Origin of the sequence: Pseudomonas mandelii (genome assembly GCF_900106065.1) — a bacterium.
Taxonomy (GTDB): domain Bacteria; phylum Pseudomonadota; class Gammaproteobacteria; order Pseudomonadales; family Pseudomonadaceae; genus Aquipseudomonas; species Aquipseudomonas mandelii.
The window spans coordinates 6,065,193-6,085,809 of the sequence record NZ_LT629796.1 but is presented as its reverse complement, the minus strand read 5'-3'; the positions used below and the strand labels follow the sequence as shown (position 1 = coordinate 6,085,809).

Sequence of the window (20,617 nt, the reverse complement as noted above, 5' to 3'; positions counted from 1 at the left end):
TTAAAATGACTTCACGCTGGACCACCGCAGTACTGGACACCGATCAACCTGGCGGCTGGGCCGTGGCTCGCAGCCCCGAAGGCTTTCTGTTCGACGACAATGGCGCGCTGTTCCCCCGCGAATGGCTCAAACGCCAGGACCTGTCGATCCTGGCCGAACATGGCATCGGTCACCTGGATGGCGAACCGGTCTACCTGCTGGAATTGCGCAGTCACAGCGACGTACCGGGCTGCAACTGGAAAGGCTTGCGGGCGTTCATGCTCGATGGCGATCACACGGTGTACAAGGTGCTTGGTTATGCCGCGCAGATCGGCACCTGGTACCGCGAGCATCGCTTTTGTGGCAATTGCGGTCAGGCGGCGACGCAAGTTCCTCGTGAGCGTGCGATGTACTGCGAACCGTGTGATTTGCGTTATTACCCGCGCATCTCGCCGAGCATGATTGTGCTGGTGACCCGGGGCGACGAGGTGCTGTTGGCCCGTTCGCCACGTTTCGTGACCGGGGTCTACAGCACGTTGGCGGGGTTTGCCGAGCCGGGCGAGTCAGCCGAGGACTGCCTGATTCGCGAAGTGCGCGAGGAGGTGCAGATCGAGGTCAAGAACATCCAGTACCTGGGCAGCCAGTGCTGGCCGTTCCCGCATTCAATGATGCTCGGCTTTCACGCCGAGTACGCCGGTGGCGAGATTGTCTGTCAGGAAGACGAGATTGAAGACGCCCAGTGGTTCAACGTTCATGAGTTGCCACCCTTGCCGGCGTCGCGCTCGATTGCCCGTTACCTCATCGACGTCTACGTGGCGCGGCGCTTAGGTCACGCTGAACCAGTGCTGCCAGGCTAGCCGCACGGTCAAGCCTAGCACCACGGTGATGAACACCGGGCGAATGAACTTCGCGCCGCCGCTGATGGCGGTGCGAGCCCCGAAGAACGCGCCGACCATCACCGACAGGCCCATGCTCAGGCCGATGATCCAGTCCACCTGCCCGGAAAACACGAACACCGACAGCGCCGCGATGTTGCTGACGAAGTTCATGCTGCGCGCCACGCCGCTGGCCTTCACCAGGTCGATGGGATACATCAGCAGACTGCTGACAGTCCAGAACGCGCCGGTTCCCGGACCGGCCACACCGTCGTAGAAACCGAGGCTGAAGCCTTGGGTCGATTGCCACTTTTTCTTGATCGGTGCGTCGCTGTCCAGCGGAGCTTTCGGTGTGCCGCCGAACAACAGGTACAGGCCACAGGCAAACACAATCACCGGCAGCATCTTGTTCAGCCATTCGGCGGGCAGGTAATGCGCGACCACGGCGCCGGTCAGTGCACCGACCAGCGTACCGACGATGGCGTGCACCCACTGCCGGGGATGGAACAGCTTGCGGCGATAGAAGGTAAAACTGGCGGTGGCGGAGCCGAAGGTCGAACTCAGCTTGTTGGTGCCCAGCACCAGGTGTGGCGGCAGGCCGGCGGTCAACAGCGCCGGGGTAGTCAGCAGACCGCCACCGCCGGCGATGGCGTCGATGAAACCGGCAATGAAGGCGACAATGGCCAGAATGGCCAGGGTGGTGAGGTCAACGCTGAGTTCAAAAGGCATGGAAATCGGCTTATTCGGCGGGGTGCAGCAAGGGGCTGCGGGGAAGGGCCGATATCTTACCTAGATCCAGACTTTGCGGCGACTGGTCTGGCCCTTTCGCGGGCAAGCCTCGCTCCTACGGGATTGTGGTCATCACAAAATGGGCGGACGACATAAATCCCGTAGGAGCGAGGCTTGCCCGCGAAGGCTGATTCACAGTCAACAAATAAGTGGCCTGTTACATCGCCTTCGCGGGCAAACCTCGTTCCTACAGGGGATCAGCGGTTACAGACCAAGGTCGGACAGGCTCGGATGATCATCCGGGCGACGTCCCAGTGGCCAATGGAACTTGCGGTCGCTTTCCTTGATCGGCATGTCGTTGATGCAGGCAAACCGGTTGGCCATCAAACCGTTTTCATCGAACTCCCAGTTTTCGTTGCCGTAGGAACGGAACCAGTTACCCGAGTCGTCGTGCCATTCATAGGCGTAACGTACGGCGATGCGGTTGCCGGTGAAGGCCCAGAGTTCCTTGATCAGGCGATAATCCAGTTCCTTGGCCCACTTGCGGGTCAGGAAACCTTTGGCTTCTTCGCGGTTGTAGGCGAACTCGGCGCGGTTACGCCACTTGGTGTCCAGGGTGTAGGCCAGCGACACGCGTTCCGGGTCGCGGGAGTTCCAGCCGTCTTCGGCCAGGCGAACTTTTTCGATGGCTGATTCACGGGTAAACGGCGGCAATGGCGGACGAACTTCGGCGTTAGACATATATAGTCTCCCTTTCAAGTTAGAGTTCGAGCAAGTTGTCAGGCTTGGTTCAAGTGTTACAGGTCCAATAACTTTCGCGCCATGCATTGCGCATTATCGGCGGCACTGTGATCACCCATCACAAGCGCTACGGTAATGGCGCCGTCGATCAGGATCAGCAGCTGTTTGGCCAGCGTCTCCGGGTCGGTAGCGCCATGTTCGGTGCAGAGCTCGCACACGTAGTCGAGCAGCTTTTGTTTGTGGTCTTTGGCGACCAGGCGAACCGGGTCTGACGGGTCGCCGGTTTCACCGCTGGTATTGATGAACGCACAGCCACGGAAGCCTTCAGAGGCGAACCAGGCCTTGAGCACGGTAAACAGGTTGAGCAGGCGGTCGGCCGGGGTTTCAGCCTGGTCGACTTCACTTCTGTACCAGTGCATCCAGCGCACGTCGCGGCGTTGCAGGGCGGCGACGGTCAGCTCCTCCTTGTTGGCGAAGTAGCGGTAGATACTTTTTCTGGAGACGCCGGCGGTTTTCACCAGAAGATCCATGCCGGTGGCGGCGATGCCACTTTTATAGATCAACTTTTCGGTGACATCCAGAATGATGTCGCGTGTGTCGTTGCTTGTGATTTCGTTCATGTGGCGAACAGTAGAACGATCGTTCTCCTTGGTCAACAGGTTTTTAGAAAGATCATTCCCGCGCTCTGCGTGGGAATGCATCCCGTGACGTTCCGCGTCACATTTCGAAGCGGACGCAGAGCGTCCATGGCGGCATTCCCACGCAGAGCGTGGGAACGATCGGTGCCGTGGGAAGACCCAAGCGGATCCATGGTGTAAGCTCTCGGACTCTTCGGAATTGACCCTTTGCGAGCCCTATGCCGTCGCTTTTCAAACGCTCTCTGCTGCCTAAGCTGCGCAGTTTTCCGCTGACCGCCGATGCCGTCACCATTCTTTCCGGCGCTGCCGAGTTCCGGCGTTGCCTGCTGGAAAAAATCGCCAGTGCCACCCAACGCATCTATATCGTTGCGCTGTACTTGCAACAGGACGAGGCCGGTCAGGAAATCCTTGATGCCTTGCACGCCGCCAAACTGAAGCGTCCGGAACTGGACGTGGTCGTGGTGGTTGACTGGCTGCGCGCTCAGCGCGGCTTGATCGGTGCCGGCAAACAGCCGGGCAACTCGGCCTGGTACCAGGAAGCGACGCGCACCCACGAAAGTGTTGTGCCGGTGTACGGCGTGCCGGTGCAGACTCGCGAGTTGTTCGGCGTGCTGCATTTGAAAGGCTTTGTGATCGATGACTGCGTGATCTACAGCGGCGCGAGCCTGAACAACGTTTACCTGCACAAGTTCGACAAGTACCGCTACGATCGTTATCACCTGCTGCAGAACCACGCACTGGCTGATTCCATGCAGCACTTGATCCAGCACGGTCTGATCGCTTCCAAAGCGGTGCATCGCCTCGACCTGCCGAACCTGCCGACCACCCGCAGCCTGCGCAACGACATTGGCGATTTGCGCAGCCGCCTCAAGCACGCGGCGTACGACACCACGGCCGGCAGTACGGCGAAGGGCGGTTTGTCGGTGAGTCCGCTGCTCGGTGTGGGCAAGAACAACCCGTTGAGCCGAGTGATTTGCGAGTTGATCGCCAGCGCTCAGCATCAGTTGACCATCTGCACGCCGTATTTCAACCTGCCATTGGCGGTGACCCGGGAAATCAACCGGGCCCTGGGGCGCGGCGTGAAAATCGACATCGTGGTCGGCGACAAGACCGCCAACGACTTCTTCATCCCGCCGAGCGAGCCGTTCAAGGTGATCGCCGCGTTGCCGTATCTTTACGAGATCAGCCTGCGGCGCTTTGCCAAACGCCATCAACACAGCATCGACAGCGGCAAGTTGAACCTGCATTTGTGGAAGGACGGCGACAACACCTATCACCTCAAAGGCATGTGGATCGACAAGCGCTACACCTTGCTGACCGGTAATAACCTCAACCCACGGGCGTTCCGCCTCGACCTTGAGAACGCGTTGCTGATCGATGACCCGAAAGGCGAATTGCTGGAGCCGCGCAGTAAAGAACTGGGCGAGATTTTCCACAACACCACGCGCATCCAGCGATATCAGGATCTGGAAACGCTGCTGGAATACCCGGCGGCGGTGGCCAAGTTCCTCAAGCGTGTCAGTCGGGTGCGGATCGAGCGGTTGCTCTATCGGATTTTGTAACCCTCAGTGCTGCCGCGTCTGTGGCCACAACGCCACCAGCAGCAACAGCGCAGCGGCAACCAGGTAGGGAAGGCGCGGATCGACGTCGTAGATCAACGTCGCCGCCAGCGGTCCGATGACCACGCCAAAGCCTTGCGCGGCACCAATGGAGCCGGCGGTGGCGCCTTGTTCCGAGGCGTCGACCGCGTTGGCCGCCAGTGCGGCGAATGACGGAAAGATCAGTCCCATCCCGCCCGCCGACACGAAAAAGCACAGCCATAAACCCCACGCAGCATCCGCCAGGATGCTGCCGGCAAAGCCCACGGCCGCCACCAGTGCGCCCGCGCGGATGAGCCGCAGCGGCGGCCATTCAAGCCGGCGCACCAGCAGTTGCGAACAGATCAGCGCGAAACCGACCATGGTCAAGGCGATACCCGCGGTTTGCGCGGCATCGGCCGGGTTCATGCCGAGTCGGTCGAGGGCGAAGAAGCCGACGGTGATCTGCGCAATCGACACACAGAGCATCGCCACAAACGCGACGGCCATTGGGCGACGCAGTCGTGGATCGTTCAGATGAACCTTGCGCGGCGCTTGCCGCAGGTGCAGTTCCTGACCCTTGAGTTTGTAGTGCAGCACCACAAACGCCAGTAACGGCAGGATCGCCATGGCATAGAACGGCAGGCTCAGACTGAAACGCGACAACAACGCCGCAATCGCCGGGCCGATCACCAGCCCGCAGGCGTTGGCCGCGCCCAGGGCCGCCATGGCTTTGGCGCGGTGTTGCGGCTCGATGTTGTCGGCGATCAGCGCGTTGCCGCCCACCGGAATCGCGGCATAGAACACGCCGATCAGGCCGCGTCCGATCATCAACCCGATAAACCCCAACAGCGCCGACGGCAGAAAACGCAACGAGGCATCGATGAACAGGCACAAGGCCCAGTAGGCGAGGGTGAAGCCGGCTGTGGCGATCAACAGAATCCGTCGCCGGCCATAGCGATCACTGGCCTGGCCCCAGGGGCGGGCGAGCAACATCCAGATCACCCCGGACACCGTCACCGCCGCGCCGGCCTGCCAGGTGGCCAGGCCCAACACCCGGGCGATAGGTCCGATCAGGGAGACGAACGCCATCATCGACATGGAACAGGCCATGTTGGCGACCATGAGTGGGCGCAGGTCGAAGGCAGGGGTGGTCATGGTGAGTCTTCCGTGAGCTTTTATTATTGGCGGGGGATGTTAGCGCGGGTTATGTGCAAGGCAGGAGGAATATCGGTGAGCGTGATAATGCCTTCGCGGGCAAGCCTCGCAGCAGGAGCGAGGCTTGCCCGCGAAGAAGCCCGCCAAAACGCTACGAAAAATCAGTTCAAACCCAATTTCCCACGCAATGTGGAAAGGTCTTCAGCCAACGTATTCACCGGCCCAACCAACGCCTTGCGGTCGTTCTCTTTCACCTTGTCATACGTCTCGAACCCACCATCCCCGGTTTTGTACTTCGCCAGAATCTTGTTCACGCTGGCAAAGTTCTTGTCGACCTTGGCAATAAACGCCGCGTCCTGCTTTTCGATCTGCGGACGGAACAGGTCGACGATTTTCTTCGCGCCGTCGATGTTGCCCTGGAAGTCATACAGGTCAGTGTGGCTGTAGCGGTCTTCTTCACCGGAGATCTTGGTGGCCGCCACTTCTTCAAGCAAGGCAGCGGCGCCGCCCACCACTTTCTCGGGCGGGAAGGTCAGGCCGGCGACGCGGGTTTGCAGGTCTTTGACGTCTTTGTTCAAGCCATCGGCCAGTTGATCGAGACCCTGGGTGCTGTTTTGCGAGAACAGCGAATATTCAATGCGGTGGAAACCGGTGAAATCTTCGGCCGTCACGCCTTTTTCGTGGTCATCAACGCGTGAGTCGATGGAGGCATCGAGGTCGCTGAACAGCTCGGCAATCGGCTCGATCGATTCGTAGAAAACCCGGGTCGGTGCGTACAGTTTCCTGGCGGTGGCCAAGTCGCCTTTTTTCACTGCATCGGTGAACTGCTGTGTGTGGCTGGCCAGCTCATCCAGTTGCTCGGTGACATAGATTTTGTAATCCGAAATCGGCTGCACCAACTCCAGCGGCGCCGTCGCCGCGAAAGCCGACAGCGGGGTATTGAGCAAGCCTAGGGTCAGCAATAACGCGAGGGGCGACTTTTTCATGGGACGGTTCCGTGTGGGGTTGTTCAGGTGTTTGTTTTGGGTGAGGCAGCGTCAAGCAGCGAGCGACCGATGAAGTCCTGGTCGCCCGTCACACCCGGCAGGGTGAAGAAGTAACCGCCGCCGACCGGCTTGAGGTATTCCTCCAGCGGCTCGCCGTTGAGTCGGGTCTGCACGGTGATAAAACCTTTGTCCAGATCGGCCTGGTAGCAGATGAACAACAAACCCATGTCCAACTGGCCGTTCTTGTTCACGCCGTTGGAGTAGTTGAACGGCCGGCGCAGGATCAGGTTGGCCTGGGTCGCAGCAGTGCGCGGGTTGGCCAGGCGGATATGCGCGTCGAGTTTGGTCAGTTTGCCTTGCGGGTCCTTGGCGTAGTCCGGAACTTCAGTTTCATGGGCGCCGCCCATGGGCGCGCCGGTGGCTTTTATGCGTCCGAGAATGCTTTCCTGTTCCTGCAAGGGCGTGCGGTCCCAGCGCTCGACGAAGTTGCGGATGATCCGCACCGCCTGATAGCTGCCATTGGCGGCCCACGCCGGTTCGTCGCTGCCCGGTTGCACCCAGACGATGCTGTCCATGGACTTGGCATCGTTGGAGTCCGGGTTCGCCGAGCCGTCGCGAAACCCCAGGAAATTGCGTGCGCTCTGCGCCGGCACACCGGGTTTCGCCGGGGCCTGGGGCGGCACGCTGCCTTCCTGTTTCCAGCGCACCAGCAGCAGGTCCGGCAGGTTTTTCACAATGTCGCGCAGGGCGTGGATGTTGGTGTCGGTGGTGTTGGCGCAAAACTGCAGACTCAGGTCGCCGTGGCAGCAATCGGCGTCCAGAGCATCGTTAGGAAAACCGACCATGCGGCTCAACCGTTTGGGCTTGGCCGCGGCCAGGCCGAAGCGCTCGTCGAACAGCGACTCGCCCACCGATACGGTGATGGTCAGGTTGTCCGGCGTGACCACCGGGCCGAGGATGCCCGAATCCACCGGGGGCAGTTTCGGATCGACTTGCGCCACCGGTCCGCCCTGCATCAGGAACGCGATGCGCTCGTTGAGGGTGCGGAATAGCCGTTCCAGGTCCTCGCGATCACTGGCCAGCACATCAAACGACACCAACATGCCGGACGCCGGGCGCGGAGTGACGATGCCGGTCTGGTGCTTGCCGTGGAACGCGTGGCGGTCTTCGGTCTTGTCGCTGCTTGGTGCTTCGGTGACTTGCGCGGGGCTTGCGGCCATCGCCGGGCAGCTCAGTGCGGAGCCTGCCAGCGCAACACCCGCAGCGCCCATGCCCATCAATACCCGGCGACGCTGGAGGTTGAAGTGTTCTGAATCGTTCATCGGTTTTGAGTCTTCTGCTTAAAGGCCGGAAAGGCCGAGGGCGGGATCGATTCCATCGAGTGCGTCGGCCAGCGCCTTGGCCTTGTCGGCGATCTGTTTACGCTGCGCGGCACTCACTGTGTCGTAGCTCGCGTAGCCGTCCTGGACCTTCAACCCATTGAGTTCGGCATCGAGGGCAGTGATCGCGCTGTCGATCTTCGGCAACAACTCGGTGGCGGACTTGGTCAGCAACGGGCGCAACAGGTCGACGACTTTGCGCGCAGCAAAGAGGTTGGCGGCGAAACCGTTCAGGTCGGTGTGGCTGTAGCGTTCTTCTTCACCGCTGCTGGCACGCACATCGGCGAGGCTGTGCAGATTGCGCACGACAATGCTCACCAACTGCTCCGGTGGCAGCGATTGCGCGAGCAGTTGCTGTTTGAGCGTGGCGACGTCGCTGCTCAAGCGCTGGGCAACCGGTGCCAGACCGTCGAGGTTGCGTTGCTGGAACAGCGCGTACTCGATGCGGTGGAAACCGCTGAAGGCTGGATCCTGTTCGCGTTTCTCGAAGTAATCGGCGCGGGCATTGATGGCGTTGTCCAGTTCAGCCAGACGCTGGGCGGCGGGGGCGATCCGTTGATAAGCGGCGCGGGCGGGCACATACAGCGCTTGTGCCTGGCTCAGGTCGCCAGCGGCGATTGCTTGCTCAAGGGCGGCGACGGCTTTGATCAGCGCGCTGCTTTGACTGCTCAGGTACACACGGAATTCTGACAACGGCCCTACGAAGGCGACCATCGACGGCTTGGCCTTGGCGGCCGCGTCGGAGGCGGCAGTCGGAGTCACGTGCAAGGTGCCTCGCGGGTTGCTCAGCAATCCGCAGGTGATCGCATAGTCGCCGGGTAGCAGGTTGGCATTGATCACCTGGCTCAGGCCCGGCGCGATGTTTTCCCGTTCTTCGACTACCAGCACGCCGTCAAGGATCTCCCATTCCACCGCCCGGTCCGAGCGATTGACGATGCGGAAGCTGGCGCGACCCGCCGGAACGGACAGCGCATTCGGCTCGCAGCTGTGCGGGTGAATAGTCACCAGCACTTCGTCATGGTTAACCTGGCGCTTGGCCGCCGCCATTTTCGAGGCGTAGTAGAACAGGCCGCCGGCGGCGATCATCACGATCACCGAACCGGCCACCGCCCAGCGCAAGGCGCGGGGAGGCGAGGCCTGGGGAGGGGCTTGATTTGGCATGGGTGCCCTTATTGGCTGGAAACGGAAGAAGGTTGTTCAGCGGGTGCCGGGGCTGGGATGAAGAACATCACCAGCGCCACTGCCAGGTAAATCAGATAGGCCCCGAGGGTGCTGACCGTCGGCGCGTCCTGGTAACCGAACATGCCGGCCAGCACCGAACCCACCGGGCCGTCCATCGGCAGCGTCGCACTGAAGTCCAAGAGCACGGTTTGCAGGTGATTCCAGACTCCGGCTTCATGCAGCGCCTGCACCGAGTTGGCGAGAATGCCCGCCGCCACCACCAGGATGAACAAGCCGGTCCAGCGGAAGAACGCGCCGAGGTTCAGGCGCATGCTGCCGGTGTAGATCAGGAAGCCGACGATGATCGCCAGGATCAGGCCGAGGAGGGCGCCGATCGGTGCCGCCGGGCCTTCGCTCTGCTGGAACACCGCGAGCAGGAAGAACACCGTCTCCAGGCCTTCCCGGGCCACGGCGAAAAACACCATGGCGATCAGTGCCGTGACCTGGTGTTTGGAGCCGGTCAGCGCGTGGTCGAGGGAGACGTGCAGCGAGTGCTTGATCGAACGCGCCACTTTGCGCATCCAGAAGACCATGGAGCTGAGAATGCCGACAGCCACCAGGCCGACCACACCTTCAAACAACTCCTGTTGTTTCTGCGGGAATTCGGCGCTCACCAGCTCCAGACCACCGCCCACCAACAAGGCCAGCGCAACGGCAAGGAAAACGCCGATCCAAACGGCGGGCATCCACTGGCCACGGCCGGTCTGCTTGAGGTAGCTGGCGATGATGCCAACGATCAACGCGGCTTCAATGCCTTCGCGCAGCATGATCAGAAAAGGAACAAGCATTCAGCACCGTCGTGGAATTAGATAGGGTGCTAAGTTGTAACATAATGACACTCATTCCCAAATGGCATTCATTGGCATTTACCTGAACCTAACCTGAACAACTCTAAAGATCACACCACCCCCTTGTAGGAGCGAGGCTTGCCCGCGAAGAACGATTACTCGGTATCAGGGCAAGACCGAGTCGCCTGCTTCGCGGGCAAGTCGGATCGCCGCACCGCTCGCTCCTACAGGATTGGGTCGCTGTGCGCTAAGATGCCGGCACTCAAACAAGATCAAGGCCCACCTCGCTCAATGTCGGAAAAAGACACCATCGCCATCCAACTGGTGCGTGAAGCCCTGTTGCAAAGCTGCGCCCCCGGAGCCGCCACCGACGAGGTATTGAACAAGGTCGGCATCGATCCGCAGCTGCTGCAAACCAGCGATGCCCGCGTTCCGGCGACGGCGTATGCACGGCTTTGGCGCTTGCTGGCCAGGCGCGGGGACGATGAATTTTTTGGCATGGACCCGCGCAAACTCAAATCCGGCAGCCTTGAGTTTCTCTGCCGCAGCTCGATGATCCAGCCGAGCCTGGCAGCCGGCCTGACCTCAGGCCTGAGTTTCCTGTCGTTGATGCTCGAACGCATGCCGGCGCAGCTGGTTCGTCAGCAAAGCCTGGCGGAGATCGTGTTGCTGGAAGATGAGCTGGACCCGCGCCGGGCCTTTACCTATTTCACCTACTGGATGATCGTGCACGGCGTTGCCTGTTGGCTGGCGGGGCGGCGGATACCGATTCTGGCCATTGAATTACGTTGCCCGGCGCCGGATTTCTGCGATGACTATCAGGTGATGTTTTCCGAGAACCTGCGATTCGACCGGCCCCGCACCCGGATGATTTTCTCGGCGGATTGCCTGGACTTGCCGATCAAGCGCAGCCCGGAAGAACTCAAGCGCTTCCTGGCCCATGCGCCAGCGAATATTCTGGTCAAGTACCGCGACCCGGAGAGCCTGGCGAGCCGGATCAAGCATGATTTACGCCAGTTGCCCGCCGATCAGTGGCCGGAGACCGAGCCTCTGGCGCAGCAACTGTGCATGTCGGCCTCGACCTTGCGCCGGCGCCTGGCGGAGGAAGGGCAGACCTATCAAGGGCTCAAGGACAGCGTGCGCAAGGAATTGGCCATTGTCTGGCTGGCTGAGCCGAGTATCAGCTTTGCCGAGATCGCCACGCGGCTGGGGTTTGCGGATGCGAGTTCGTTCTACAAGGCGTTTCGCAAGTGGTCGGGGTCCAATCCTGGGCATTATCGGAGTTTGATCCTCAACGAAGCGAGCTAGATACCGATCATTCCCACGCATTGGCTACCTTGGCCAAACCAGTCAGACAACTTGATAGCTTTGACCATTGCCCCGAGCCCCGCGTGGGGTGAGTATTTCTGTGGTTTTTACGGTTCCCCCAACCTAATAAAAATACACAGGGATTCTGGCAATGCGCGATTACTTGTCTGCCACGTCACAGTTCAATTATCAGCACACCGTCGACGCCGCCCTGGCCGGCGATCTGACTGCCCTAAACGCCTGCGTCGAGTGTTGCGACCGGCATGCCTTGCCGGGGCGTATTGCGCTGTTCTGGGAAGGCCGCGACGGCGCCAGCGCCACGTACACCTTCAAGGACTTGCAGGACAAAGCCGCGCGCTTTGCCAACTTCCTTCTGGCCCAGGGCGTGAAAAAAGGCGACAAGGTCGCCGGCCTGCTGCCACGTAATATCGAATTGCTGATCACCGTCTTCGCCACCTGGCGCATCGGCGCGGTCTATCAGCCGCTGTTTACCGCCTTCGGCCCGAAAGCCATCGAACACCGACTCAGCTGCTCCGGCGCCAAAGTGGTGGTGACCGATGCGGTCAATCGCCCCAAACTCATTGAAGTCGCCGACTGCCCGACCATCGTTACCGTCGGCGGTGCGAAAGGCCAAGGCATCGTCCGTGGCGATTACAGCTTCTGGGCCGAACTGGCCAATTATTCCCCCGAGTGCGAACCGGTATTGCTGACCGGCGAAGACCCGTTCCTGCTGATGTTCACCTCGGGCACCACCGGCCCGTCGAAAGCCCTGTCGGTGCCGCTCAAAGCCATTGTCGCTTTCCAGAGCTACACCCGCGACGCCGTGGACCTGCGCCCCGAAGACGCGTTCTGGAACGTCGCCGATCCGGGCTGGGCCTACGGCATCTATTTCGGCGTCACCGGTCCCATGGCGATGGGGCATCCGATCACCTTTTACGATGGCCCGTTCACCCTCGAAAGCACCTGCCGGGTGATCAATAAATACGGGATCACCAACCTCACCGGGTCACCGACGGCCTATCGCTTGCTGATTGCCGGTGGCGACGAGTTCGCCAAGTCGATCAAGGGCAAACTGCGTATCGTCAGCAGCGCCGGTGAGCCGCTGAACCCGGAAGTGATCCGTTGGTTCGCCGACAACCTCGGGGTGGTCATTCATGACCATTACGGCCAGACCGAACTGGGCATGGTCCTGTGCAATCACCATGGCCTGGAGCACCCGATCCACTTGGGCGCCGCCGGGTTTGCCTCGCCGGGCCACCGCATCGTGGTGCTCGACGACGAATACAAGGAGCTCGGCGTCGGCCAGCCCGGCATCCTCGCCATCGACCGTACCCAGTCGCCGATGTGCTGGTTCGCCGGTTACGAAGGCGCGCCAACCAAGGCCTTCGTTGGCAACTACTACCTGAGTGGCGACACCGTCGAGTGGAACCCGGACGGCAGCATCAGCTTCGTCGGGCGCAGCGATGACGTGATCACCACTTCCGGCTACCGCGTCGGCCCGTTCGATGTGGAAAGTGCATTGATCGAACACCCGTCAGTGATCGAAGCGGCCGTCGTCGGAAAACCCGATCCGGAGCGCACCGAACTGGTCAAAGCCTTCGTCGTGATTTGCGAGCAATACCGCCCGACGCCGGAGCTGGCCGAAGAACTGCGTCAACACGTGCGCAAGCGTCTGGCCGCGCATTCGTACCCGCGTGAAATCGAATTTGTCAGCGAGTTGCCGAAAACCCCAAGCGGCAAATTGCAGCGCTTTATCTTGCGCAACCAGGAAATCGCCAAGGCTCAAGAGGCTGCGGCGAAGAACGTTTAGCTTGAATCAAGGACACAATGATGCAGATCGAAAACAAGGTTTTTCTCGTCACCGGCGGTGCCTCGGGCCTCGGTGCGGCCACCGCTGAAATGCTGGTCGCGGCTGGCGCCAAAGTGATGCTGGTGGACATGAACGCCGAGGCGGTCGCGGCCCAGGCGCAACGTCTCGGCGCGCAAAGCGTAGTGGCCGACATCAGCGACGAAGCCGCTGCCGAAGCCGCTGTGCAGGCGACGGTGAAAGCCTTCGGCGGTCTCAACGGTCTGGTCAATTGCGCCGGCATCGTGCGTGGCGAGAAGATCCTCGGCAAGACTGGCCCGCACGCGCTGGCCAGTTTCAGCCAGGTGATCAACGTCAACCTGATCGGCAGCTTCAATATGCTGCGCCTGGCTTCGGCGGCCATCGCCGAAACCGAAGCGGATGCCGACGGCGAACGCGGCGTGATCATCAACACCGCCTCAGCCGCGGCTTACGATGGCCAGATTGGCCAGGCCGCTTATGCAGCGTCCAAAGGCGCGATCGTCAGCCTGACCTTGCCCGCCGCCCGTGAACTGGCGCGCTTCGGCATCCGCGTGATGACCATCGCCCCCGGCATTTTTGAAACCCCGATGATGGCCGGCATGACCCCGGAAGTCCGCGCGTCCCTGGCGGCTGGTGTGCCATTTCCGCCGCGTCTGGGCAAACCGGGCGAGTATGCTGCGCTGGTCAGGCATATCATTGAAAACAGCATGCTCAATGGCGAGGTGATCCGTCTCGACGGTGCCTTGCGCATGGCCGCTAAATAAGGAGGATTTGTCATGACTATTGCCAACGATCCCATCGTTATCGTCAGCGCCGTCCGCACCCCGATGGGCGGTTTCCAGGGCGACCTGAAAAGCCTGACCGCGCCGCAACTGGGGGCTGCCGCGATCCGCGCTGCCGTCGAACGCGCGGGTATCAAACCTGAATCCGTAGAAGAAGTGCTGTTTGGCTGCGTACTGCCCGCCGGGCTCGGTCAGGCACCGGCGCGGCAAGCTGCATTGGGCGCGGGGCTGGATAAATCGACCCGCTGCACCACCCTGAACAAGATGTGCGGCTCGGGCATGGAAGCAGCGATTCTGGCCCACGACATGCTCGTTGCCGGCAGCGCCGAGGTGGTCGTCGCGGGCGGCATGGAAAGCATGTCCAACGCGCCGTACCTGCTGGACCGCGCCCGCAGCGGTTACCGCATGGGCCATGGCCGCGTGCTCGATTCCATGTTCCTCGACGGTCTGGAAGACGCCTACGACAAGGGCCGCCTGATGGGCACCTTCGCCGAGGATTGCGCCGAAACCAACGGTTTCAGCCGCGAAGCCCAGGACGCGTTCGCCATTGCCTCGACCACCCGCGCGCAGCAGGCGATTAAGGACGGCAGCTTCAAGGACGAGATCGTGCCGATTACCGTGACTGTCGGAAAAGAGCAGGTGCTGATCAGCAACGACGAACAGCCACCGAAAGCCAAGCTGGACAAGATCACTTCGCTGAAACCGGCATTCCGCGAAGGCGGCACGGTGACCGCGGCCAACTCCAGTTCGATTTCCGACGGTGCGGCGGCGCTGGTCCTGATGCGCCGTTCCGAAGCACAGAAACAAGGTCTGAAACCGCTGGCAGTGATTCACGGCCATGCTGCATTTGCCGATACCCCGGGCCTGTTCCCGGTGGCACCGGTGGGCGCGATCAAGAAGCTGCTGAAGAAAACCGGCTGGTCCGTGGACGACGTCGAGCTGTTCGAAGTCAACGAAGCATTCGCGGTGGTCAGTCTGGTGACCATGACCAAACTGGAAATCCCCCACGAGAAGATCAACGTGCACGGCGGCGCCTGCGCCCTGGGCCACCCGATTGGTGCGTCTGGCGCGCGGATTCTCGTGACCTTGCTCTCGGCCCTGCGCCAGAAAGGCCTGAAACGCGGCGTTGCAGCGATCTGCATCGGCGGCGGTGAAGCCACGGCCATGGCTGTGGAATGCCTTTACTAAGGTTGACGCAATTCCCACTGTCGGAGCGAGCCTGCTCGCGAATGCGGTGTGTCATTCAACATTAATGTCGACTGACACGGCTCTTCGCGAGCAGGCTCGCTCCTACAGGTTCTGCGTCAGGCTCAATTTTTAAGGATTCACCATGATTCCCGATGACGACCAACAACAGATCCGCGACATGGCCCGACAATTCGCCCAGGAACGGCTGAAACCGTTTGCCGCCGAGTGGGACCGCGAACACCGCTTCCCCAAGGAAGCCATCGGTGAGATGGCCGAACTGGGCTTCTTCGGCATGCTGGTGCCGGAGGAGTGGGGCGGTTGCGACACCGGTTACCTGGCCTACGCCATGGCATTGGAAGAAATCGCCGCCGGTGACGGCGCCTGCTCGACGATCATGAGCGTGCACAACTCCGTGGGTTGCGTACCTATCCTCAAGTACGGCAACGACGATCAGAAAGAACGCTTCCTCAAGCCACTGGCCAGCGGCGCGATGCTCGGCGCCTTTGCCCTGACCGAACCGCAGGCCGGTTCCGACGCCAGCGGCCTGAAAACCCGTGCGCGCCTGGAAGGCGATCACTACGTGCTCAACGGCTGCAAGCAGTTCATCACGTCCGGGCAGAATGCCGGGGTGGTGATCGTGTTTGCCGTGACCGACCCGAGTGCCGGCAAGCGCGGCATCACGGCGCTGATCGTGCCGACCGATTCGCCGGGCTACAAAGTCGCCCGGGTCGAAGACAAACTCGGTCAGCACGCCTCCGACACCTGCCAGATTCTCTTCGAAGACGTCAAAGTGCCGGTGGCCAACCGGTTAGGTGAGGAGGGCGAAGGTTACCGGATCGCCCTGGCCAACCTTGAAGGTGGCCGTGTCGGTATCGCCTCGCAATCGGTGGGCATGGCCCGCGCCGCGTTTGAAGCGGCCCGCGACTACGCCCGTGAGCGTGAGAGTTTCGGCAAGCCGATCATCGAACATCAAGCCGTAGCCTTCCGCTTGGCAGACATGGCGACGCAAATCGCCGTCGCCCGGCAAATGGTGCATTACGCCGCTGCATTGAGGGACAGCGGTCAACCGGCCCTGGTCGAAGCGTCCATGGCCAAGCTGTTCGCCTCGGAAATGGCCGAGAAGGTCTGCTCCTCGGCGTTGCAAACCCTCGGCGGTTACGGTTACCTGAACGACTTCCCGCTGGAGCGGATCTACCGCGACGTGCGGGTTTGCCAGATCTACGAAGGCACCAGCGATATTCAGCGCATGGTTATTTCGCGCAATCTTTAAGAAGGAGTCCATTGTGAGTTACGAAACGATTTTGCTGGAAACCCACGGTCGTGTAGGCCTGATCACCCTCAACCGTCCGCAGGCGCTGAACGCGTTGAATGCGCAGATCGTCAGCGAACTGAACCACGCCCTCGATGGCCTGGAAGCTGATTCGAACATCGGCTGCATCGTGCTGACCGGCTCGAAAAAAGCCTTCGCCGCCGGCGCCGACATCAAGGAAATGGCCGAGCTGACCTACCCGCAGATCTATCTGGATGACCTGTTTAGCGACAGCGATCGCGTGGCCAACCGCCGCAAGCCGATCATTGCAGCGGTCAACGGTTTCGCCCTGGGCGGTGGCTGTGAACTGGCGCTGATGTGCGATTTCATCCTTGCCGGCGACAATGCGAAATTCGGCCAGCCGGAAATCAACCTCGGCGTGCTGCCGGGTATGGGCGGCACCCAGCGCCTGACCCACGCCGTGGGCAAGGCCAAGGCCATGGAAATGTGCCTGAGCGGACGTTTGATTGATGCGGTAGAAGCCGAGCGCTGCGGGATCGTCGCGCGGATCGTGCCGGCGGATGAACTGCTGGAAGAAGCGCTGAAAGTCGCCGCGTTGATCGCCAAGAAGTCGTTGCCGATCGCGATGATGATCAAGGAAAGCGTCAACCGCGCGTTTGAAGTGAGCCTGTCGGAAGGCGTGCGCTTTGAGCGCCGGGTGTTCCATGCGGCGTTTGCGACGCAGGATCAGAAGGAAGGGATGGCGGCGTTCATTGCCAAGCGTGAGGCGCAGTTCCAGGGTAAGTGATGTAGCGACCTCACCGACGCCTTCGCGGGCAAGCCTCGCTCCTACTGGGTTACGGGTCGTTCATGCGAACACCGATAACCTGTAGGAGCGAGGCTTGCCCGCGAAGCTTTCAAGCTTCACACCAGATAGTTTTTCAACTCCCGGGCAATCACCATCCGCTGTATCTCGCTCGACCCTTCATAAATCTGCGTAATCCGCGCATCCCGGTAATAGCGCTCCACCGGGTAATCTTCCAGATACCCGTACCCGCCATGAATCTGAATCGCCGACGAGCAGACTTTCTCGGCCATTTCCGACGCAAACAGCTTGGCCTGCGAAGCCTCGGACAGGCACGGTTTGCCGGCACTGCGCAGCCGAGCCGCATGCAGGATCAGCAAGCGCGCCGCGTTTAGCCGTGTGTGCATGTCAGCGAGCATATTCGCGATGCTCTGGTGCTCGATGATCGGTTTGTCGAACTGCACCCGATCCCGCGAATACGCCAGTGCGGCTTCGAACGCTGCCCGGGCAATGCCCAGCGCCTGGGCAGCGATGCCGATGCGGCCGCCTTCGAGGTTGGACAGGGCGATGGCCAGCCCTTTACCGCGATCACCCAGCAGATTGGCTTCGGGAATCGTGCAGTTGCTCAAAGTCACCGCGCAGGTGTCGGAGGCCCGAATGCCCATTTTGTGTTCGGTGCGGTCGACGATGAAACCGGCGGTATCGGTCGGCACCAGGAACGCCGAGATGCCGCGCTTGCCCAGGTCCGGATCGGTCACGGCAAACACAATCGCCAGTTTTGCCCGCTTGCCATTGCTGACGAATTGCTTGGCGCCGTTGATCACCCATTGGCCGTCGCGCAGTTCAGCGCGGGTGCGCAGGTTGTGCGCTTCGGAGCCTGCTTGCGGCTCGGTCAGGCAGAAGCAGCCGATCGCCTGGCCGCTGGCCAGATCCGGCAACCAGGTTTGTTTCTGTTCTTCGGTGCCGTAGTTGAGCACCGGGCCGCAGCCCACGGAATTGTGGATGCTCATCAATGCGCCCGTGGCGCCGTCGCCGGCCGAAATCTCTTCTACCGCCAGGGCGTAGGCGACGTAGTCGACATAGGTGCCGCCCCATTCTTCCGGCACCACCATGCCCAGCAGGCCCAGTTCACCCATCTTCGCCACCAGACCGTCATCGATCCAGCCGGCCTTTTCCCAGGCTTGCGCATGGGGCGCGATTTCGCCGCGGGCAAAGTCCCGGGCCATGTCGCGGATCATGACTTGCTCTTCGCTCAATTCGATATCGTGCATGGCTCAGTTCCCGCTCTGGTCAAAACCGCTGAAGAAACTCGCGACGTGCTCGGCGTCCAGCGCCTGCAAGGTTGGCGGATTCCAGCGTGGTTGCTTGTCTTTATCGATCAGCAAGGCGCGCACGCCTTCGATCAGGTCGCCGCGCGCGAACCACTGACGGTCCAGGTGCAGCTCAAGGGCGAAACAGTCTTCGAGGCTCAAGTGCCGACCACGGCGCAGCATCTCCAAGGTCACGCCCATCGCCAGCGGCGAACGGCTCTCCAGCAGGTCGGCGGTGGTCATGGCCCATTCATGGCTGTCGGCGACCGTCACTTCACGCAGTTGCTCAACAATACTCGGCACATCGGGCAGGGCGAAGAAGTGATCGATGGCCGGGCGCAGCGCTTCCAATGGCGCATCGGGCAGTTGTTGCACCGCGAGTTTCGCCAGCAGCCCTTGCAGGTCCTTGAGCGGCGTGTCGCGCCATTCGAGCTGGTCGAGTTGCTCGTCGAGGACGCCGAGTTTTTCGCTTTCCAGAAACCAGTCTGCCAAGCCGCAATAGAGCGCATCGGCTGCGCGGATTTGCACGCCGCTGACGCCCAGATAAATCCCCAGCTCACCGGGAATCCGTGGCAAGAAATGACTGCCACCGACGTCCGGGAAGTAACCGATGGCCACTTCCGGCATCGCCAGACGGCTTTTCTCGGTAACCACCCGCAAGTCAGCGCCTTGCACCAGGCCCATACCGCCGCCGAGGACAAAACCGTCCATCAGGGCCAGCACCGGTTTGCAGTAGTGATGAATGGCGAGGTCGAGGGCGTATTCCTCGACGAAGAAGTCTTCGTGCAACGTGTCGCCGCTTTTGAAACTGTCATACAGCGAGCGAATATCGCCGCCGGCACAGAAGGCTTTCTCGCCGGCACCGCGCAAGACCACCGCGTGAACCTGCGGATCCTGCGCCCAGGCGTCGAGCTGGCGCTGCAGGTGGCGGACCATGTTCAGGGTAATGGCGTTGAGACCGGCGGGGCGATTGAGGGTCAGGTGACCGATGTGGTTGCGGACCTCGGCCAGCACTTCGTTTGGCGTGGCATCCATGAACGAAGTCTCTTTCGATGAAACCTGAGCAGTCATCACTAACTCCCTGCTTTTATTGTTCTTTATAGAGAAGCTCGCGCGCGAGCGATGCTGGATCGTAACAGTGCAAATTTATGATGTACAACCGGGATATGTGCAGGTGCTTTCTGCATATTTGCATGGGCCTGTGAGAGCGAGCCTGCTCGCGAAGGCGTTGTGTGATTCAACATTGAGGTTGACGGGCAGGGCGTCTTCGCGAGCAGGGAGGTGTGCCGTCAGGAACTATGACGCAGCACTTCACTAATACTGCGACGTTTGGCGTGTAACTCACTGATATGAATCAGTTGTTCCAGGTCTTCCGGGGTGACATCGAAGAACGCCTCCATGTCCGCCAATGCCAGTTTCAAGTCCTGGGCGGTGATGGCCTGGCTGTCGATCGGCGGATGATCCGCCGGCACCATGGGCACCGGTTCGGCGGCGCGCTTGGGGTAGCGAATGCGCGTCAGGTTGTTATAGGCCAGCGCGCAGAGCAGCATGGTCGATGCGGCGAGCATGACCGCGCCGAGGGCTTTCCAGTCCAGTGCGATGGTTGCCGGATCGGCCAGCACCAACAGCAACGCCAGCGCTCCGGCCGGTGGGTGCAGGCAACGCAACCAGCACATCAGGATCAGCGCCATGCCCGCCGCCAGGCAGGCGCTTCCAAGGGTTCGGCCGAGAACATGTGCGACCAGCAGCGCAACGACGCCGGCACTCAAGTATCCGCCCAGAATCGACCATGGCTGGGCAAGGGCGCCGGAGGACACCGCGAACAGCAACACCGCCGATGCGCCCAACGGCCCGATCAAATGTTGCGCCACTTCCATGCCGAACACTTGGGCGCACAGCCAGACGCTGAACAGCGTGCCCAGGGACATGCCAATGGCAGCGCGGCTCCATTCGGAAGGACGGGTGTTGATGGCGGCAGGTAACCAGCGAGCGAGCATGAGGCAAACGATCCGTTGGTAAAAATCCTGGAAAAAAAAAGGCTTAACTGGGAAACCCAGAAAGCCCTTGAAGGTGTTC

At 61.1% G+C, this 20,617-nt stretch carries 19 protein-coding genes; 8 read left to right on the top strand and 11 right to left on the bottom strand.

Annotated features, from left to right (window positions below):
* Window positions 1–5: 5 nt before the first annotated feature.
* Complete coding sequence (gene nudC, locus BLU63_RS28210) at window positions 6–836, top strand: NAD(+) diphosphatase (protein WP_083376822.1); 831 nt, start codon at window positions 6–8, stop codon at window positions 834–836.
* On the opposite strand, the gene BLU63_RS28205 is transcribed toward nudC, so the two are convergent.
* The 3 genes from BLU63_RS28205 to BLU63_RS28195 all read right to left on the bottom strand — a co-directional run bounded on the left by BLU63_RS28205 (window position 804) and on the right by BLU63_RS28195 (window position 2,944).
* Entirely contained in the window at window positions 804–1,583 is a 780-nt protein-coding gene (locus BLU63_RS28205; protein ID WP_010460008.1) for a TSUP family transporter, read from the bottom strand. The genes nudC and BLU63_RS28205 overlap by 33 nt on opposite strands.
* A gap of 264 nt (window positions 1,584–1,847) precedes the next feature.
* The gene (locus BLU63_RS28200) at window positions 1,848–2,324 is read right to left on the bottom strand and encodes a nuclear transport factor 2 family protein (protein ID WP_010460010.1); all 477 of its coding nucleotides are present in this window, start codon (window positions 2,322–2,324) and stop codon (window positions 1,848–1,850) included.
* A 56-nt stretch (window positions 2,325–2,380) separates the two neighbouring features.
* Window positions 2,381–2,944 carry a TetR/AcrR family transcriptional regulator gene (locus BLU63_RS28195; protein WP_010460011.1) on the bottom strand — a complete coding sequence of 188 codons (564 nt, stop codon included), beginning with the start codon at window positions 2,942–2,944 and terminating at the stop codon, window positions 2,381–2,383.
* A gap of 236 nt (window positions 2,945–3,180) precedes the next feature.
* On the opposite strand from BLU63_RS28195, the gene pssA reads away from it, so the two are divergent.
* Window positions 3,181–4,524: a CDP-diacylglycerol--serine O-phosphatidyltransferase gene (gene pssA / locus BLU63_RS28190; protein ID WP_010460013.1), complete on the top strand. Its 1,344-nt coding sequence runs from the start codon at window positions 3,181–3,183 to the stop codon at window positions 4,522–4,524.
* A 3-nt stretch (window positions 4,525–4,527) separates the two neighbouring features.
* Here pssA and BLU63_RS28185 read toward each other — a convergent pair whose 3' ends face one another.
* From BLU63_RS28185 to efeU, 5 genes are all read right to left on the bottom strand, one after another.
* The gene (locus BLU63_RS28185; RefSeq protein WP_083376821.1) at window positions 4,528–5,697 is read right to left on the bottom strand and encodes an MFS transporter; all 1,170 of its coding nucleotides are present in this window, start codon (window positions 5,695–5,697) and stop codon (window positions 4,528–4,530) included.
* Window positions 5,698–5,858: 161 nt separating this feature from the next.
* Window positions 5,859–6,683: an iron uptake system protein EfeO gene (efeO, locus tag BLU63_RS28180; protein ID WP_083376820.1), complete on the bottom strand. Its 825-nt coding sequence runs from the start codon at window positions 6,681–6,683 to the stop codon at window positions 5,859–5,861.
* A 23-nt stretch (window positions 6,684–6,706) separates the two neighbouring features.
* Window positions 6,707–8,005, bottom strand: a complete 1,299-nt coding sequence (gene efeB, locus BLU63_RS28175; protein WP_083376819.1) for an iron uptake transporter deferrochelatase/peroxidase subunit — start codon at window positions 8,003–8,005, stop codon at window positions 6,707–6,709.
* Between the two features lie 18 nt (window positions 8,006–8,023).
* Window positions 8,024–9,223 (bottom strand): iron uptake system protein EfeO, encoded by a 1,200-nt coding sequence (gene efeO, locus BLU63_RS28170; protein ID WP_083376818.1) that lies wholly within the window; start codon window positions 9,221–9,223, stop codon window positions 8,024–8,026.
* Window positions 9,224–9,231: 8 nt separating this feature from the next.
* On the bottom strand, window positions 9,232–10,071 hold the full coding sequence (efeU, locus tag BLU63_RS28165) for an iron uptake transporter permease EfeU (RefSeq protein ID WP_010460022.1): 840 nt from the start codon (window positions 10,069–10,071) through the stop codon (window positions 9,232–9,234).
* 291 nt (window positions 10,072–10,362) lie between these two features.
* Between efeU and BLU63_RS28160 the strand changes: the two genes are divergently transcribed.
* The 6 genes from BLU63_RS28160 to BLU63_RS28135 all read left to right on the top strand — a co-directional run bounded on the left by BLU63_RS28160 (window position 10,363) and on the right by BLU63_RS28135 (window position 17,234).
* Window positions 10,363–11,379, top strand: coding sequence for an AraC family transcriptional regulator (locus tag BLU63_RS28160; protein WP_042932818.1), 1,017 nt, complete (start codon window positions 10,363–10,365; stop codon window positions 11,377–11,379).
* A gap of 151 nt (window positions 11,380–11,530) precedes the next feature.
* Entirely contained in the window at window positions 11,531–13,189 is a 1,659-nt protein-coding gene (locus BLU63_RS28155; RefSeq protein WP_083376817.1) for an AMP-binding protein, read from the top strand.
* 20 nt (window positions 13,190–13,209) lie between these two features.
* Window positions 13,210–13,971, top strand: coding sequence for an SDR family NAD(P)-dependent oxidoreductase (locus tag BLU63_RS28150; protein ID WP_083376816.1), 762 nt, complete (start codon window positions 13,210–13,212; stop codon window positions 13,969–13,971).
* A gap of 12 nt (window positions 13,972–13,983) precedes the next feature.
* Window positions 13,984–15,177, top strand: coding sequence for an acetyl-CoA C-acyltransferase (locus BLU63_RS28145; protein WP_083376815.1), 1,194 nt, complete (start codon window positions 13,984–13,986; stop codon window positions 15,175–15,177).
* A gap of 142 nt (window positions 15,178–15,319) precedes the next feature.
* Window positions 15,320–16,447 (top strand): acyl-CoA dehydrogenase, encoded by a 1,128-nt coding sequence (locus BLU63_RS28140; protein ID WP_083376814.1) that lies wholly within the window; start codon window positions 15,320–15,322, stop codon window positions 16,445–16,447.
* Window positions 16,448–16,460: 13 nt separating this feature from the next.
* A complete protein-coding gene (locus BLU63_RS28135; RefSeq protein ID WP_083376813.1) occupies window positions 16,461–17,234 on the top strand; it encodes an enoyl-CoA hydratase in 774 nt (257 codons plus the stop codon).
* A gap of 116 nt (window positions 17,235–17,350) precedes the next feature.
* On the opposite strand, the gene BLU63_RS28130 is transcribed toward BLU63_RS28135, so the two are convergent.
* The 3 genes from BLU63_RS28130 to BLU63_RS28120 form a co-directional block, all read right to left on the bottom strand.
* Entirely contained in the window at window positions 17,351–18,502 is a 1,152-nt protein-coding gene (locus BLU63_RS28130) for an acyl-CoA dehydrogenase family protein (RefSeq protein ID WP_077748384.1), read from the bottom strand.
* 3 nt (window positions 18,503–18,505) lie between these two features.
* Window positions 18,506–19,612 (bottom strand): enoyl-CoA hydratase/isomerase family protein, encoded by a 1,107-nt coding sequence (locus BLU63_RS28125; RefSeq protein ID WP_083376812.1) that lies wholly within the window; start codon window positions 19,610–19,612, stop codon window positions 18,506–18,508.
* A gap of 218 nt (window positions 19,613–19,830) precedes the next feature.
* Window positions 19,831–20,538 carry an HPP family protein gene (locus BLU63_RS28120; RefSeq protein ID WP_010460040.1) on the bottom strand — a complete coding sequence of 236 codons (708 nt, stop codon included), beginning with the start codon at window positions 20,536–20,538 and terminating at the stop codon, window positions 19,831–19,833.
* Window positions 20,539–20,617 lie beyond the last annotated feature (79 nt).

Coding starts and splice junctions, on each gene's coding strand:
- efeU (WP_010460022.1), bottom strand. CDS start 10,071: ATGCTTGTTCCTTTTCTGATCATGCTGCGCGAAGGCATTGAAGCCGCG.
- BLU63_RS28125 (WP_083376812.1), bottom strand. CDS start 19,612: ATGACTGCTCAGGTTTCATCGAAAGAGACTTCGTTCATGGATGCCACG.
- BLU63_RS28130 (WP_077748384.1), bottom strand. CDS start 18,502: ATGCACGATATCGAATTGAGCGAAGAGCAAGTCATGATCCGCGACATG.
- pssA (WP_010460013.1), top strand. CDS start 3,181: ATGCCGTCGCTTTTCAAACGCTCTCTGCTGCCTAAGCTGCGCAGTTTT.
- BLU63_RS28145 (WP_083376815.1), top strand. CDS start 13,984: ATGACTATTGCCAACGATCCCATCGTTATCGTCAGCGCCGTCCGCACC.
- BLU63_RS28150 (WP_083376816.1), top strand. CDS start 13,210: ATGCAGATCGAAAACAAGGTTTTTCTCGTCACCGGCGGTGCCTCGGGC.
- BLU63_RS28205 (WP_010460008.1), bottom strand. CDS start 1,583: ATGCCTTTTGAACTCAGCGTTGACCTCACCACCCTGGCCATTCTGGCC.
- efeB (WP_083376819.1), bottom strand. CDS start 8,005: ATGAACGATTCAGAACACTTCAACCTCCAGCGTCGCCGGGTATTGATG.
- BLU63_RS28160 (WP_042932818.1), top strand. CDS start 10,363: ATGTCGGAAAAAGACACCATCGCCATCCAACTGGTGCGTGAAGCCCTG.
- BLU63_RS28185 (WP_083376821.1), bottom strand. CDS start 5,697: ATGACCACCCCTGCCTTCGACCTGCGCCCACTCATGGTCGCCAACATG.
- nudC (WP_083376822.1), top strand. CDS start 6: ATGACTTCACGCTGGACCACCGCAGTACTGGACACCGATCAACCTGGC.
- BLU63_RS28195 (WP_010460011.1), bottom strand. CDS start 2,944: ATGAACGAAATCACAAGCAACGACACACGCGACATCATTCTGGATGTC.
- efeO (WP_083376820.1), bottom strand. CDS start 6,683: ATGAAAAAGTCGCCCCTCGCGTTATTGCTGACCCTAGGCTTGCTCAAT.
- BLU63_RS28140 (WP_083376814.1), top strand. CDS start 15,320: ATGATTCCCGATGACGACCAACAACAGATCCGCGACATGGCCCGACAA.
- BLU63_RS28155 (WP_083376817.1), top strand. CDS start 11,531: ATGCGCGATTACTTGTCTGCCACGTCACAGTTCAATTATCAGCACACC.
- BLU63_RS28120 (WP_010460040.1), bottom strand. CDS start 20,538: ATGCTCGCTCGCTGGTTACCTGCCGCCATCAACACCCGTCCTTCCGAA.
- efeO (WP_083376818.1), bottom strand. CDS start 9,223: ATGCCAAATCAAGCCCCTCCCCAGGCCTCGCCTCCCCGCGCCTTGCGC.
- BLU63_RS28200 (WP_010460010.1), bottom strand. CDS start 2,324: ATGTCTAACGCCGAAGTTCGTCCGCCATTGCCGCCGTTTACCCGTGAA.